The organism is Paenibacillus sp. 2TAB23 (assembly GCF_052115165.1).
GTDB lineage: Bacteria > Bacillota > Bacilli > Paenibacillales > Paenibacillaceae > Pristimantibacillus.
Window position 1 is genome coordinate 1 of the sequence record NZ_JBFRGD010000037.1, and the last position, 16,636, is coordinate 16,636.

The window sequence follows — 16,636 nt, forward strand, 5'->3', positions numbered from 1 at the left end:
CAACGTAGGGCGGATGTTACTTGGGGGAGGGGAGTTACTTAGTGTTGTTCGCGCTAAATTGGAACCACACTGAAGAAACGTAACATAGCTCAGACGTTACTAGGGTTTTGGAGTAACCTAGTATAGTCTGAGCTATCGTGGAAGTTACGCTGTAGAAAGTACAATAGAAACCTCACATGTGCTGCCACCTGAGGGGCTACGTTGTACAAAGTACAACGAAAACCGGAAATACCGTTGAAACAAACTAGAATCTGCTGATTTCATTGCAGAAACTGCAATGTAGAGTAGTTGTTGGCGATCTAAATGGCCATTCTACTGCAGAAAATGCAACGTAGGGCAGTATAGATATTTAGACAAACAGTTGTAACTGCGGGTTCCTTGCTGTCTACTATTTCATGGCAAGGTCAGATTGCCATGCTCAGGTTTCCCCTTTTGGGACAAATCCTTTTTCCTTTTATAGAATTGTCCTACTCGGGTTTACCCTATCGGGACGATTCCTTTTCCTTTTATGGGATTGAACACTTGGTTTACCCCTTTGGCTGAGCCCAGTTCTAACTACTCAACCGATGCTGCCAAAATGCTGCCATACGCCCAATGCGAGCTAGTCACATCGCTCCATGGTGACTGTACCGAGGAACTTGCCGCGCTTCTGCCCAGTACCTTGTTGATGATGCTTGCCGCTTCCGCGCGTGTCAGTGCCTGATTGGGCTTAAAGGTACCGTCCACGTACCCGTTAATGATTCCGGCAGCCTGCACCTTCTCGATATCGGCTTTCGCCCAGTGCCCCGCAATATCGCTAAATCCTGTGCCAGTCTTATCCGTCTCGCCGATAAGCGAGGAAACCAGCTTCGCCATCTCGGCGCGCGTGATGGTTTTGCTTGCGCCAAAGCTGCCGTTCGTGTAGCCCTGCATCAAGCCCATTCCCGTTACTTTTGCAATCGCGTCCCTTGCCCAGTTGGACGCAAGCACGTCGTTATAGGATACCTCGGATGCTCCTGCTGCTTCCCGATTAACGATTCTGGATAAAATCGTTGCGACTTCCGCCCTTGTCAATTTATTGTCAGGCTTAAACATACTGTTCTCATAACCATTCATATACGCAGCGCCAAGACTTGAATCCTTTAGGCCTGGAACATGAATTAATGTGAACAAGCTGAATTTGTGAACCGTGAATTGCAGCCCCTTGTCGCCCTTATCATTAAAGGGAACGATTTTCCCTTTAAGCAGCTCCTTCGTATCGTCGCTATGCTCAATGTACACGGCAAGGTCCTGCCACTGCGCCTCGCTAAGCTTAGCATCCTTCAGCGGTAAAACAATGGTGACTTCACCGCCTTGCGCGTTAGTTTCGATGCTCATCGGACGGCCAACGACTGCTGCTTGCTCATTGCCTGCCACTATCCTTACAGATGCTTCCCGATTTGCCCTGCCAGCTGTTTCAAGCTTCTTCGTCTCTTCCTTAATAGGCGTCAGATGGAAGAACAGATCCTCCGTCATAGCAGCTAGCACACCGCTTCCCACTGCTAATTTCGCGTTCTCCGTCATAAGCTCCAGGCCGATCTGAGCGTCTGCGAATATTTTCTTCGCGTCCTTAGGCAGGTTAAAAGTCGTTTGCGATACTTCGTCTTTCACATCCGGAATAACAAGGCTCGCCGTTTGGACACCAAATTCTTTCATGCCCTCTGCCGCTTTACGTGCTTGCTCCGCTGTCAAAGACACGATATCCTGCTTTTTGCCGTCTGCTTGCTTCGTTCTTGTGACAACAGCTTTACCGGCATTTCCAACGTCAATGGATAAGGTCTCTTTGCCGGAATCAGCATTCCCGCCCGTGCCAGGCGCCGAAGGTGCCTGAGTCGGCGTTGCGGATGGTGTCGCGGTCGGTGCTTCTGTCGTTGCGGTCGGTGATGCAGTTGGTGCTTCTGTCGGTGATGCAGTTGGTGCTTCTGTCGGTGTTTCCGTCGTTGCGGTCGGTGATGCAGTTGGCGCTTCCGTTGGTGTTGGCGACGGAGTTGCCGTTGGCGTAGGTGTTGGCGATGGCAGTGTTGCCGCATTTACTTGGAATTTCACTCCATCCACCAGCATATAATCACCGGATTTTTTAACGGCCTTAATGGTATGGGAACCGTTAGCCAAACCGGAAACCGAATAAATTTCCTGCTGTGTTAATCTGCTAGCATGATAAGCGCTCACCGTTTCCTTGAGCACATTGTCTACATAAATGTCGACATCGCCCTGTACAGATGACATCGGCGCAATCAAGGATACGCCTGTGCCTGTGAACGAGTATTGCACGTAGTCTCCATCCGTTTCCGTACCGTGCAGATCCTTTTGGAAGTCGCCTTTGTAGGAGATCGCCAAACTGACGGCGCCATCCGGCTGTGCAGCCAAATATTCCTTTTTAATCGTAATGTCGCTGCCTGAGACCGTATAATCAGTGCCTGCTGCAAGAGGCGTTTCGCCATTCGCGATGCCAAGCAGGTTGCTTCCATCGATCTGAAGCGTTGTCGTCACGTCGGCCTGCGCTGTTTTGTCAAAGCTTCCCGAATCCGGGCTAATCATATCCGCGATTCGGAATGAGAGCAGATCAAGCAGCATGTAATAGCCTGATTTCTTCACTGCCTTAATCGTATGCGTACCCTCGGTCAAACCTTGAATACTATATACGGTTTGCCTAATTTGTCTGCTCGAATTGTACGTGCTGATCGTTTGCTTGAATACGCCATCCACGTAGATATCGATATCCCCCTGCGAGGAATCCTTCTCTGTTATGAGCTCAATGCCCGTTCCTGCAAATTGGTATTCAAAATAATCGTTGTTGTTTTCTGTGTACTGCACATCATCCTTATAATCGCCAAGGCCCCTGTTGCGTCCATGCTGCCATGCGCCCTTATAGGAAATTTCGCTGTCGTCGTTATTAACGAGGACATGCCGTCCTCTTGATGTATCGCTTACGGCAATCGCCAGCGTCTGCGGCACTCCGCCACTAAAGGACAAGGTCAGATTCGTCATGCCGTTCGCCCTGCCCGCCAGGTACTCTTTCTTAATTGTAAGCTGATCGCCGGCTACTAGATAATCAGCGCCTGCTTGCAGCGCATCCGCCCCATTCGCAATTCCGCTCAAGCTGTTTCCATTGAAGGAAATAGCCGTCGCCACGTCCATTTGTGCATCCGCGCGTTTATCGAAGCTTAGCGCACTTGGGTTTAGCGTGCTGTTCTGCCCCGTTGTATCGCTAATCGTGACGGCCAGCGTCTGCGATGCGCCCTCGCTAAAGCTGAATTTCAGGTTTGCTGAGCCATTCGGCAATCCCGCAAGATACGCCTTATGAATCGTAACCTCATCATTTGAAACCGTGTAGTCCATACCGGATACGAGCGCTGCTGCACCGTTAGTGATACCGGCTAATGTATTCCCATTAAGGGTCATTGTCGTTACGACATCGGCCTGCAAGGATGCTTTTTTATCAAAGCTTGCCGCTGCCGGGCTGATCGTGCTGTTCGATGCCGACGAGTCGGTTACGGCAACAGATAAAGTCTGTACGGCTCCACCGTCAAAAACAAACGTCAAGCTCGACGTTCCGATCGGTTGAGCTGCCAAATATTCTTTTTTAATCGTTACGCTGTTGCCCGACACTGTATAGTCCGTACCGGATACAAGCGCATCTGCACCGTTCGAAATAGCGCTTAGACTGCTGCCGGCTCCTGTCGTTGCAAGTGTAAGATCCGCTTGCTGGCCTGCCGCTTTGTCAAAGTCTCCCGTAGTCGTACTGATCAGATCAGGCACGCTAACGCGCAGCTTATCAAGCAATAAGAAGTAGCCCGATTTCTTCACCGCTTTGAGCGTATGCGAGCCGTTTGCCAAACCAGTGATGTTAAACACCGGCTGCTGCGCCAATCTTCCAATGTTATACGTACTGATCGTCTGCTGGAATTGATCATCGATATAAATATCGATGCTGCCTTGCGAAGGATCAAGCTCGGTTATGAATTCAATTCCCGTTCCTGTGAAGGTATATGCGAAATAATCATTATCGTTCGCTTCGGCATAATGCACATCGTCCATATAATCGCCAAGATTGCGGTTATAGCTGCGATTCCAGCCGCCCGTATAGACGATAGACGCATCGTCATCATTAATGGATATCGAGCCTCCGACCGTTGTATCGCGCACGACCAACGAGACCTTTTGCTGCGAGCCTGCGCTAAACGAGAAGGTTAAGTCAGACGTTCCCGTTGAAAACGTATCCAAAAAAGAGCTTTTAAGCGTCAATTGTGTGCCGGAAACCGTATAATCCGTTCCCAAGACTAGGCCGTTCCCGCCATGCTCCACGCCAGTCAGCGTATTGCCGTTCAGCGAAACCGTGAGCGCAACATCAGACTGTGCCGCCGGCTTTTTATCGAAGCTTACCGTCGCAGGCGTAACGCGGCTGTCCCTTATCGTCGTATCGCTAATGGCTATCGCCAAGGTTTGAGACGCTCCGCCGCTAAACGTGAAGGTCAGATTCGCCGTACCTACCGCTCTGCCCGCCAAATATTCCTTTTTAATCGTCACCTCATTGCCCGCAACGCTATAATCCGTGCCAGACGCAAGCGCAGCTCCATTGTTCGAGATGCTCGCAAGCGTGTTTCCATTAAGCGTTACTGCCGTTGCCACGTCTGCCTGCTCCGACGACTTCTTGTTGAAGGACGCCGTTACGGGGCTGATCGTGCTGTTCAGCGCAGCCGCATCCGTTACATCGATAACGATGTTTTGCTTGTCGCCGGGAAGCTGCTGGCCTCCGTTACGCGTCCAATCGCCTGTATATTTCATGCCGGTATCATCGTCATTCGCAGACGCCGTGCCGTCCTGAGCCATTACCTTGAACAATCGCGAGGCATGCGAAGCCAGATTAACGGCGCTATATCCGTCATCAAAAGTGCCAAGATCCTCATGGCTCCAAAGATCGCGAACCGTTGCCGGTCCAGTCAAGCCGATGTCGCTCCAGTCCACGTTAACCGTAGCTGCTGAGCTCCCTAAGTTGAAGAGACCAACCGTGTAGCTGCCGTCACCGTTATTCGCATACCATACCTGCTGCTCGGTAGCAGTCGATACCGGATGACCCGGTCGGCCAGCTTGATTGACAGCGATGACTTCTTCATTCGTTAACAGCTCTAGGCCGTATTCGTCCAAATTGGTCATATCATTGCCGATATATAGCTGTGCGGAGGATAAAGCCCAGAACGTCATTGCCGTCTTGCGCTCGTCAGGCGTAATGCCGTCCATCGCGCCGTTCCCGATATTCAAGGAGTCAAAATCATTCCAGCCCCCTGGTCCCGCATGACGCCAGAACTGCTCCGCTTTCGGGAATAGACGGGCGATGCTTGGCCATGCCGTTAAGCCACCGTCGCCGCAATAGCATTCAATATCCCAATCGACACGCCAGCCGTTGGCATATTCCTTCCAATAATCGATGTATTTGATATCAAGCGCCCATGAAAGCTCCAGCCAAATTTGGTGCGGAGCAAGCGCCTGCGCCCATGCTTTGACATCATCCCGCGCATCAAGGGAAAGATCCGAGATACCCGAGCCCGGCGTCACGCTGTCAAACTTCAAGAAGTCGATACCCCATTCGCCATATAGATCGGCAATCGAGTTTATGTAGCTTTGCGCGCAAGGCTGGTTGAAATCGATTTTATAGCCAAGTCCCCAGTAATCCGATTCCTGAATCGGCTGAGCCGCAATATCCTGCATCGAGCAGCCGGGAGCCCCGTAAATCGGCAAATCCTGGTCATACGCCTGCGGCGACAATCCGGGAATGCCATAGAGACCGATCTTCTGCCCATTCGCATGAACATAATCGATAACCTCCTGCAGGCCATTCGGATATAGCGTTGTACTTGGGATCGGACGCCCATACCCGTCCATGCCTCCGTTCCAAGCAGCGTCTATATTAATATATTCATACCCGTAAGGCTGAAGCTTCTCATGCATCGCGTCGGATTGCGCCTTGATATTATCTGCCGTAATCCACTGCCCGTTCCCCGTATACACCTGCAGGCTGTAACTGCTCCAGCCCATATATGGCTTTGCAGCCAGGCCGTTATCGGCCGCCTCCGCTACGTTTCCTTTCGGTGCCACTATTCCTAGCTGGGTCGCGAACAGAACGGCAACAAGCAGCCAAAGCCGGGTCTTTTTCATCATTAGATTCATTATTTATCTCCTTTTTTTAGAAAATAGGATCAGGCTTTTATCTCGCAATAAAAACCTGATCCTGTGTAGTTAGAAAGCCTTATGCCTTACTTAAACGATTGGTCATACGCCTTTTGCAAAATCTCCAAGTAACGGTCGATCTTCAGATCCTTGAGACCCTTCACGTAAGCATCCCAATCCTTCTCCAGGTTTTTGTTTCCTGTAATGAATTGCAGCGCGTTTTGCTCAATGTAGGATTTAATGTTCGTTTGCAGAATGCTCGCCTCGTCAACCTCAGCGTTATCAATCCAGATCGCCCAGAGCGGGAAAAGCTCCTTCGGCTCGTGGCCTTGATACTGCAGCGTCGCTTGGTACAATCTGCGCTCATAGTTGGCAGAATCATAAATATCCGTACCTTGAACCCAGCTGTCGCGGTATTCCCGCGGCATATAGAAGTGAGCCGTTCCGCTCCAGCCCGCGTTGCGAGGCGCTTCGCCTTCAACGGCAGGAATCGTTGCAACCTTCGGTTCTACGCCATCGCCGAGGGCAACTTCGCCTTCCTTCGGCTTTCTCCAGTCGATGCCTTCCATACCCGATGCACCATTCGTTTGGCCTTCTTCAGTGAACATGTAATCCACTAATTGAATGAGAGCGATTTGTTGTTCTTCGGAAGCTTTGTTCGTGATGACGAATTTCGCTCCAGGAGCAACGCCGCCGCCATCATGAGTAGCGAATGATCCGTGCGGACCAGTCAGTGGCGGTACCGGATTGTAGTCCGCCGAGTTTTTGTTGCCTACGTCAATGTTAACGAAGATAGCAGGGTGCATGCCGGCGCCGGCGCCAAGAATTTGAGCATCGCCGTTTTCGCCGATTTTTTTGAATGCTTCCGAGTTTTGCGCGAATGCGCCTGGATCGATCAAGCCTTCATCGTATAAGGATTTGATATACGTCAAGCCCTCTCTCCATTCCGGCTTAAGCGCTGCCGACTCCACCTTGCCGCCAGTCAGGTTCAAGTAGTTGCGATCGTCGTCATAGACGAAGCCGTTCATAAGGAACGGGATGACGCGCACGCCGAAATCCTCGATCGAGCCGCTAAGCGGCACTTCGTCAGCAACGCCGTTGCCGTTAGGATCCTTTGTTTTGAACGCCGACAATACCGCTTTGAATTCTTCCGGCGTTTTTGGCATTTCCAATTGCAGCTTATCCAGCCACTTTGTATTGATCCACATTTTGTTCGGATATGAACAGTGGAAGCACTGGCTGTAAGCGACAAGGCCGTAAATATTGCCGTCCGGCGCTGTGTTAAACGCTTTCAAATCGGAGTCTTTTTCCATAGCGGCTTTAATGTTAGGCGCATATTTATCGATAAGATCGTTCAGCGGCACGAGTACGCCTTGCTTGCCGTACTTCACGACATCCGCTTGCGTGAACTGATCGACATAGCCTGGAAGCATATAAGCATCCGGATAGTCTCCGCTCGCAAGCGAGATTTGACGTTTTTCCTTCGCGCCGTCCGGCGGCGTCGTTTCGAACTTGAGCTTGATATTGAATTTCTCTTCTACGAATTTCGTGAATTTGTTCGTTGCCAGATCAATGTTTGGCTCCTGAACGGCGAATAACGTAACTTCAACCGGTGCGGTATCTCCCGTCTCTTCCGATTGTGCATTCGGCGCGTTGGTCGCCGTGTTGGAAGGCTTATTATTTTGCGAGCACGCAGCAAGCATCATGCTGGCTACAACCATGATTGCCAACAAACCCAAAAGCTTCTTTTTCATCTTTGTTCGCTCCCTTTTCGTATCGATTCATTAAGGATTGCCATTGGCCTTGCGTTAACACTACAAAGCGACCACCTCCCTTCCAGATCCATCGTTTCATTATCCTTTTACTGAGCCAACCAGCATCCCCTGCACGAAATATCGCTGTACGAACGGGTAGATGATTAGAACCGGCAGCGTCGCCACCACGATAAGCGAGTATTTCAACAGCTCGGAGAGCTGCTGCCTCTCCACCTGCTTCAGGGCATCCGTTACGCTTGCGCTGTTGTTCATGATGATGATGCTCCGCAGGACAAGCTGCAGCGGGAACAGGTTCGCCGATTTCAAGTAGATCAATGCGTCAAAGTATGCATTCCATTGACCAACACCGTACATCAGAAAGAGCACGGCGAGTATCGGTTTGGATAAAGGCACAACGACGCTGCGCATAAACCGGATATCGCTGCATCCGTCAATCTCGCTCGCCTCGAATAGCTCGTCGGGGATTGAGTTTTGGAAGAAGGAGCGTGCGATAATGACTTGCCATACCCACACCGCATTCGGAATGAGCAGCGCCCAACGGGAGTCGATCATGCCGAATTCCCGCACAACCATATACGTTGGAATCAAGCCGCCGCTGAAGAGCATGGTGAACGTGATGAGCATCATAATGACGCTGCGGCCAAAAAAAGATTTGCGCGACATCGGATACGCAATCATGACCGTGAGCACTACGCTGATCATCGTTCCCGCTGCCGTGTAGAACAGCGAGTTACCATAGCCCTGCATAATTTGCGGGGTGTCGAACAGCACCTTGAAGCCCTTGAAGGAAATATCGACGGGCCACAGCCAGACGCGGCCTGAGGTTACGGCTGCCGGGCTGCTGATAGAGCTGCTTAGAATATAAATGAGCGGATAAATGACCGCGATTAACACCAAGAAGAGAACCGTGTACACGATGAACAAAAAGACTTTATCGCCCGTTGAATCTTTAATCGTTTGTCTGATTGGTGCCTGCTGCGTTGCTATTTTTGACGATGCCATAGGCGCACTCCCCTTTTACCAAATGCTCGATTTCGTGAATTTTTTCGCCAATCCGTTGACGACGAATAGTAATACCAGATTGATCAATGAATTGAATAGGCCAACCGCCGTTGCAAAGCTGTAATTGGCATTTAGCAGCCCGACGCTATAGACATAAGTCGCGATAATTTCCGAATTCACCTTATTAAGCGGGTTTTGGAGCAGGTAAATTTTCTCGAAGCCAATCGCCATGACGCTGCCCACGTTCAGGATGAGAATAATCGTGATGGTCGGCAGAATGCCCGGAATATCTACGTGAAGGATCTTCTGGAAGCGTGATGCTCCGTCCACCTTAGCCGCCTCATACAAGGTCGGATCAATGCCGGACAGCGCCGCCAAATAAATAACCGCTGAGTAGCCTGCCGTCTGCCAAATATCCGACCAAACGTAAATCGACCGGAACATGCTGGCCTCTCCCAGGAAGTTGATCGAATCGAGCCCGAAGTAGTTCAAAGCAACGTTGACGAATCCGAGCCTCGGCGCCAAAAACAGCATAATGATCGACACCATGACAACGGTTGAGATGAAATACGGCGCGAAGGTGACCAGCTGTACGGTCCGTTTGAATCTTCCGTTGCGGACCTCGTTCAGCATCAGCGCGAGTATGATTGGGATCGGAAAGCCTGCAAGCAATAAATATCCGCTGACGTAGATCGTGTTTTTGACCAAGGGCCAGAACATCGGATTGTCAAAAAACAGCTGAAAGTTTTTGAAGCCTACCCACGGGCTGCCCCATATTCCTTTAATGACGTTGTAATCCTTAAAGGCGAGCACGGCATTCAGCATCGGATAATATTTAAAAATAAGAAAAAACAACACTGGCGGTATAATGATCAGGTACAGCTGCCAATGCTTCTTGAAGCTTCGCACCGCTTCTTCCGCAAGGCTTCGCTTGCCCTTTGCCTTCAACAACTTATTATTCAGTACGATTTCTTTTTCCAGAACAATCCCCCCTAAGTAACTTCCTGCTGATGTATGATAGCGCTTTCTATACGACTGATCATAGTAGAAAAGCACCCGCTCCAAACAGGTACACTTGCGTCTTTTTACGTACAAAAACTCGGATTCGAGGGGGGCAAATCCCCGTACTGGCGTACATTTATCAGCTTTATGCAGCTGTACCGTGCACAAAGCGCAAAAAAATCCCGGCTGCGCGGGCAGCCGGGATTTCATATATCGGAAAACTATTTATTGGGATTCGATTGGTCGTACGCTTTCTGCATAATTTCAAGATACCTTCCAACCTGCATGCTATCCAGCCCTGCCAAATAGCCGTCCCAGTCCTTGTCCAAATTCAAATCGCCGGTTATGAACTGAAGCGTGCTTTGCTCGATATAATTGGACAGATTCGTTTGCAGGATACCCGCCTCGTCCGCTTCCGCCGGATCCAGCCATATCGTCCAAATCGGGAACATTTCGGAGGGCTCATGGCCTTCATAAAGCTGCGTCGCCTCGATTAGCCTTCGTTCATAGCCGTCAATCGCATAAATATCCTTGCTCGCTACCCAGCTGTCACGATATTCCCTCGGCATATAGAAATGCGCCATCCCGCTCCAGCCGGAATTGGTTGGCTTGGCGTTATTTATTGGGATTAAGCTTGCGAACTGCGGAGCTATACCCTCGCCAAGCGCCGCCTCTCCCTCTTTGGGCTTCCTCCAGCCAATGCCCTCTAATCCCGATTGGGCAATCGTCTGCCCTTCCGGCGTGTAGATGTAATCGACCATTTGAATTAACGCGATTTGGGCTTCCTTGCTCGCTTTATTCGTAATGACGAATTTCGCGCCAGGCGGTATGCCTCCCCCGTCGAAAGTCGCATGGGATGCGTACGGTCCGGCAAGCGGCGGAATCGGTGCATAATCCTTCAGCCGCTCGCTCGTAAATATAGCCGGGTGCATGCTCGCGACCGCACCCAATACCGGTGCGCCAGCATTGTCGCCGATCCTTCTGAGCGCTTCCGCATTCTGAATAAACGCTCCCGGATCAATCAAGCCTTCATCATAAAGCGACTTAATGAAGGCGATCCCTTCCTTCCACTGCGGCTTATTCGCCACCGTGTCCACTTTACCGCTGCTCATCGCTAAATAATTGCGGTCGTCGTCATAAATAAATCCGTTCATCAGATAGGGTATGATACGAACCCCAAAATCCTCGATGGAGCCGCTTAGCGGGATCTCGTCGGCCATCCCATTCCCGTTCGGATCCGATTTCTTGAACGCCTCGAGCATCGATTTGAACTGCGCGGTCGTTGTGGGCATCGCTAAACCGAGCTTCGAGAGCCATTCGGTATTCACCCACATTTTGTTCGGATAAGAGCAATGAAAGCACTCGCTGTATGCGACCAGACCATAGATATTGCCGTCAGGAGCCGTATTGAACGCCTTCAAGGTCGGATCCTTCTCCATAGCTGCCTTAATGTTGGGGGCATATTGTTCAATAAGCTGGTTAAGCGGAAGGATAACGCCCTCTTTCCCGTACTTCAGCAAATCAGACTGCGAGAACTGGTCCAGATATGCCGTCAAAATATAGGCATCTGGATAATCTCCGCCAGCGAGCGATATTTGGCGCTTCTCCTTGGCTCCGTCCGGCGTAATGCTATCCCAATTAATCTGCGCGTTGAATTTGCTCTCGAGCAGCTTGGTGAAATCATTCGTACGCAGATCGATGCCCGTCTCCTGCTGAGCGAACACATTAATCTCTACTGGAGCAGGCTTGCCGCCACTCTCCTGCTCTTCGTTTCCGCCGCCCAGCTTGCATGACGACAGAGTCACTATGATGATGCATAGAGCCGCTAGTATGCGGATCTGACTATTTTTCATCTTCTCCCACTCCTTGCCTCAAGCGCGGCAGAACGCTTATATATTTATGGATTGTCTATAGGAGCTTGGCGCAACGCCCATCACCCGTTTGAATGCTCTGCGGAAGGAATGTGAGCTGTTATAGCCTACGCGTGCCGCAATTTCGTCCACCGTGCAAGCATCGGTTCGCAGCAGCAAGGAGGCCTGCTCAATCCGGATCATCTCGAGATAATCGGATACGTTCACGTCCGTCACCTCCTTGAACAGCTGCGAAATATATTTCTCCGGGCGCTCCACCTTCTCCGCGATGCGGTATAAGGTCAGCTCAGAATCGCCGTACGCTTCCGCGATAAAATGTTTAATGTCCTCAACCATTTGAATATGCGCATTGTTTTTCTTGCTATTAATAACGCCGCAGAGCGCATTCACGATCTCGATCATCTCGTCTTGAATGGCGCTAAGCGCATCGGAGGCTTGAATGCCTATCATTTGATTCTTGAGCGTGTGCAGCAGCTCCGATTCCATAAACGCCTTCTGATCAAGCAATTTGAGCAGCGTGCCCTTCAGCTCGCCGACCAATTGCTGCTTCATCTCCGGCGAGAGCTGCTGGTTCTCCGTATTTTTCTCCATAACGGACAGCAGCATCCGCTTCGCCTCATCGGGATCGCCCGCTCTAATCGTACTAATCAAGCGCTGCTCAATATCAAGCGGATAATAGTAAGTTGCCGTTTCAAGCCGCGAATCGCTAAACCAGATGATACTGTTTTTGCTGGAAAACTCCGCGTACTCCATCATCTGCTTCGCCTGCTCGTAGGAATGGCTTACATCCATAATGGCCGGATAGCTGTCTCCGAACGCAGCCGTAACCGATATTTTGTATTCCGTATACGCAACCTGTGCCAGCTTCTCAAGCGTTTCGCTTATTTGCTGTCTCCACACAGGGCCCCCTACATCCTCCTGCTGTGCCGTCCATATCATTACGATTCGGTCGGAGCCGAGATCCGTCATCGGCAGCTCGTTAACGGCATCCGTTAAGGCTTGTTTTAGAATCAATCTTGCCGCGGCGAGCTCATTCAGAATTTCAACGCTGTCCATGCCAGAATATCCATTGATTCGCAGAATGCCTACGTAACCCCCGTCGGAAGAAAAGCTCATATCCGCTTGGGCTGCGGCAGCCGCAATCTCCTCCGTCGTGTGGAACTCGCCCGCAATCAGCCGTTTCAGGAAACCGTCGCGCACCAAGGGCAGCTGGCGTTTCAGTTCAAGCTCAAGCTGCCGGTTGCTCGTAATCATGTTGGATATATTGCCCTGCAGAAAATCATACTCATTGCGCTCAGCGATGCCGTCTTTGCCGAAATGCTCTTTCATGACGCCAAGCAGCCGATTGATCGGCGCGCTGTTCCGATAGGACAAGAGCAAACCAGCCAGCAAGCCGAGCAATATCGCAATTCCGGTAACCAGCCACGTAATATATTTGATTTGATTCGCATTCTCCATCAGCACCTGGCGAGGAACTCCCGCCCGATAGGTCCAGCCGTTCTTGTCGGAATGAATCGTGATGACCAGATCGTCATTATAGAACTGGCTCGTCTTGGCCGGGTCAAGCTCCGTATCCATAGACAGCTTCTTCGCATCCGTCTCGCTTATGCCGCGCACGCCTATCGTGTTTCCCTGCGCGTCGCTTATATGCGCCCAGCCGCCGTACCGGTCCTCTAATCCTGCCAATAGGTTCGATATATTCTCCTCGTTAATAATGACAACCACGGTAGCCGGCGATGAACCGCTGAAGCTGTCCAGCGGAAGCGACTGCATATACGTAATAACCGAGGTTTGCTTCGAATTGCTCATATAGGAGCGAAGCGGCATAATTTCGCTGCGATGAGTCTGCCCCAGCACTTCTTTCTTCCATTCCTCTACCGTAAGATCGGGGTAGCGGAAGTTTTGATAATAATGCTCCGGACGGAAGTATGCCGAGCCCTGCGTGAAAATAACGTCATAATTATTTAAATATATAAAGTAGTTTTGCAGAAAATCATTCGTTTGGCTAAACGGCGTAACCTGCTTCACCATGCTCCATATGCCGTATACATTAACCTCGTCGCCTTGCTTCCGCTCATTCATCAATTTATTTAAATCCGGATTCAACGCGAGCTGACGGGTAAAACCCTCGACCTCGACCATCCTTCTCTCCAATATTTCCTGGCTTCGCTGCAGCTGCGTAACGCTATTCTCGATCGAGATGGATTGCGTTACCGAAATCGAAGTGCGGTAGGAAACATAACCCGCTATGCTTGGAATAATTAATATAATTAAATACGAAACGAGAAATTTGCGGAAGATCGTTGAGTACTTCGGCACGTCCAACCCACCCTTCTCTATATAATAGCGCTTACATAATAGGTATTTGGAGCTCCTTACATCGTTTTAAAAGCCCGCTCATTCATAATAACCTAATGATGCGAAAAGACAACTACTAATAAAGCTCGTAGTTGTCCTGTTCGCTCTTTTCATAAGCTATTTCGCTGTCGCTTCGTGATCGATGAGGCGAAGGTTCGCGTCCAGTCCGTACGTTTGACCCGCCTCGCATGCGATAGTCACGGTACGGTCGCCGTAACGGACGTTCACTTGAACGGCAGAATGCGCATGAATGGTTGCCGCTGTCAGTATGCCCGCTTCCCAGGAAACGCCAACCTCTGCATTCCCTTTCGCCCTTAATCCGTTGAATGAGCCGTTCGCCCACGCAGCAGGCAGTGCTGGCAGCAGGTGGATCTCGCCCGCATGGCTTTGGAGGAGGATATCGGCAACAGCCGCCGTACCTCCGTAATTGCCGTCAATGACGAATATATTCGTCTCCGCACCGGCAACGCCTGCTTTTGAATAGGTCAGCAGATTATCGAAGCAAAGCTCGCCGACCAAGTGGTTGATATGCCTTAGCGCACGGTCTCCATTGAATAGCCGGGAGAACCCGGTTGCAAACAGCACCGCCGTAAATTCAATATCCTCCAGCTCATCCGTCATTCTGCGGATCAGCGTTTGCTCGGCAGCTGCGCTGAGCTCGGGCGTACCGTGCGGCGTTACCTGATTGCCAGGGTAGAGCGCGAACAGATGCGCAAGATGGCGATGCTCAGGCTGCGCCTCCTCATAATCCTCCAGCCATTCCTGCAGCTGTCCGTTCTTGCCGATCTGCAGCGGCGGCAATAAAGCAATTGCCGCCCGCAGCTTTTCTTGGAGCTCAAGATCCGTCTCCAGCAACTCGGCAGCCTCCAAGCAGAAAGAGAACAGGTCCCTTACCAGCACTTGATCCATCGTCGAGCCCATCGACAGCTGCTGAGGGCCCTCCGATCGTTTACTCGTGTAGAAGCTGTTCTCCGGGGAATTGGAAGGCCCGGTAACCAGCCAGCCGTTGCTTGGGTGCACCGTCATATAATCAAGGAAAAAGGCGGCTGCTTCCTTCATAACCGGATAGGCCTGCTTCGTCAGGAACGACTGATCCAGACCGTACTCATAATGCTCCTTCACATGCATCGCGATCCACAGGCCGCCCGTTACGTTCAGTCCCCAGCCTGTCTCCCAGCCCGGAGCCGCGAAGCCCCATGCATTGGAGAATACATGCGCCACCCAGCCCTCGCAGCCGTAGAAATCCTGTGCCGCATCCCTGCCCGATACGGACAGCCGTTCAATATAGTTCATCAATGGGACATGGCATTCCGCCAGATTGCTTATTTCGGTCGGGTAATAGTTCATCTGCGTATTGATATCCAAGTGATAGTCGCAGCTCCAAGCCATGCGGTTCGCTTCGCCGTCGTTCCATACGCCCTGCAAATGCAGAGGCAGCGGCGAATCCTCGCGCGAACCGGCAATCGTTAAATAGCGGCCATATTGGAAAAACAAAACGATTAAGCCCGGATCATCCTGCTGACCCTTCTGCAGCCGCCGCATCCGCTCGTCTGTCGGCAGCTTGTCATGCTCGGTATCGCCTAAATCAAGAGAGACACGCGCATACAGAGCGCTGTAATCCGCAATATGATCTGCCTTAAGCTGCGTATAGCCTTTGGCAATAGCCTCAGCTATCTGCTTCGTGCTCCTCGTCGTCCACTCGTCGTCCGTTTGACGATAATCGGTATGGATTGCAAAATATACGGTAGCTTCGTCGGCATCCGTCACGATAATCTCGCTGCCGCTGCTTCGAATGGTGCCGCCCACGGGCACAATCTTTACCTGCCCACGGCAAAATACGCCGCATGATCCGTCGCTATGCATATCTTCCGTTGCTTGCCCATAGAATGCGACTGTATCGTCATTCGTGGCGATAGCAGAGAAATGTCCCGTACGCCCCTTCACGGAGAGCGAGAAGGATATCCCGCCCGGCTGCTCCCCTTTTATTCGCGATACAACGATGCCGTCCGCGTGGGTCGCGAACGTCTCGCGGATGAAGCTGCTGCCTTCACGCGTATAGGAAACGGTCGCAATCGCACTCTCCAAGCAAAGCTCGCGTTTCAGCTCTTCGCCCTCCGGCCCGAACCGAAGCTCTACATCGCATACGGAGAGATTCGTCCCGAAATTCTGCTTCTTGGGCTGAAGCATTTGCTTGGCCAACTGATCGCCTTCGTTATAGTCTCCATTAAAAAAAGCAGCCCTCATTTCCTCAAGCCCGGCTTTCCCTTTGCCGCTGCCCGGAATACGTTCCGGCTTTCCTGACCAATAGGTCAGCTCCGTCATGCTCCACGTTTCCTGCGCGGCTCCCCCATAAATGACGGCGCCTATTCTTCCGTTGCCGATCGGCAGTCCTTGCTTCCAGCCCGCTCCCGGTCCGTTATACCAAAGCCTCGCTTGATTCATGCT

7 protein-coding genes are annotated in these 16,636 nt (G+C 51.2%); all 7 read right to left on the reverse strand.

All coding sequences use genetic code 11. From position 1 onward, the window contains the following. Nucleotides 1-555: 555 nt before the first annotated feature. The 7 genes from AB4Z29_RS30655 to AB4Z29_RS30685 all read right to left on the reverse strand — a co-directional run bounded on the left by AB4Z29_RS30655 (nt 556) and on the right by AB4Z29_RS30685 (nt 16,633). The gene (locus AB4Z29_RS30655) at nt 556-6,183 is read right to left on the reverse strand and encodes a X2-like carbohydrate binding domain-containing protein (RefSeq protein ID WP_441946692.1); all 5,628 of its coding nucleotides are present in this window, start codon (nt 6,181-6,183) and stop codon (nt 556-558) included. Between the two features lie 86 nt (nt 6,184-6,269). After that, nucleotides 6,270-7,937: an extracellular solute-binding protein gene (locus tag AB4Z29_RS30660; RefSeq protein ID WP_441946693.1), complete on the reverse strand. Its 1,668-nt coding sequence runs from the start codon at nt 7,935-7,937 to the stop codon at nt 6,270-6,272. A gap of 99 nt (nt 7,938-8,036) precedes the next feature. Next, nucleotides 8,037-8,960 (reverse strand): carbohydrate ABC transporter permease, encoded by a 924-nt coding sequence (locus tag AB4Z29_RS30665; RefSeq protein ID WP_441946694.1) that lies wholly within the window; start codon nt 8,958-8,960, stop codon nt 8,037-8,039. 15 nt (nt 8,961-8,975) lie between these two features. Further along, nucleotides 8,976-9,830 carry an ABC transporter permease gene (locus AB4Z29_RS30670; RefSeq protein WP_441946715.1) on the reverse strand — a complete coding sequence of 285 codons (855 nt, stop codon included), beginning with the start codon at nt 9,828-9,830 and terminating at the stop codon, nt 8,976-8,978. A 353-nt stretch (nt 9,831-10,183) separates the two neighbouring features. Further along, on the reverse strand, nt 10,184-11,815 hold the full coding sequence (locus AB4Z29_RS30675; RefSeq protein WP_441946695.1) for an extracellular solute-binding protein: 1,632 nt from the start codon (nt 11,813-11,815) through the stop codon (nt 10,184-10,186). Between the two features lie 36 nt (nt 11,816-11,851). Beyond that, entirely contained in the window at nt 11,852-14,152 is a 2,301-nt protein-coding gene (locus AB4Z29_RS30680) for a helix-turn-helix domain-containing protein (RefSeq protein ID WP_441946696.1), read from the reverse strand. A 156-nt stretch (nt 14,153-14,308) separates the two neighbouring features. Further along, the gene (locus AB4Z29_RS30685; protein WP_441946697.1) at nt 14,309-16,633 is read right to left on the reverse strand and encodes a glycoside hydrolase family 95 protein; all 2,325 of its coding nucleotides are present in this window, start codon (nt 16,631-16,633) and stop codon (nt 14,309-14,311) included. Nucleotides 16,634-16,636 lie beyond the last annotated feature (3 nt).

Coding starts and splice junctions, on each gene's coding strand:
- AB4Z29_RS30655 (WP_441946692.1), bottom strand. CDS start 6,183: ATGAATCTAATGATGAAAAAGACCCGGCTTTGGCTGCTTGTTGCCGTT.
- AB4Z29_RS30660 (WP_441946693.1), bottom strand. CDS start 7,937: ATGAAAAAGAAGCTTTTGGGTTTGTTGGCAATCATGGTTGTAGCCAGC.
- AB4Z29_RS30665 (WP_441946694.1), bottom strand. CDS start 8,960: ATGGCATCGTCAAAAATAGCAACGCAGCAGGCACCAATCAGACAAACG.
- AB4Z29_RS30675 (WP_441946695.1), bottom strand. CDS start 11,815: ATGAAAAATAGTCAGATCCGCATACTAGCGGCTCTATGCATCATCATA.
- AB4Z29_RS30685 (WP_441946697.1), bottom strand. CDS start 16,633: ATGAATCAAGCGAGGCTTTGGTATAACGGACCGGGAGCGGGCTGGAAG.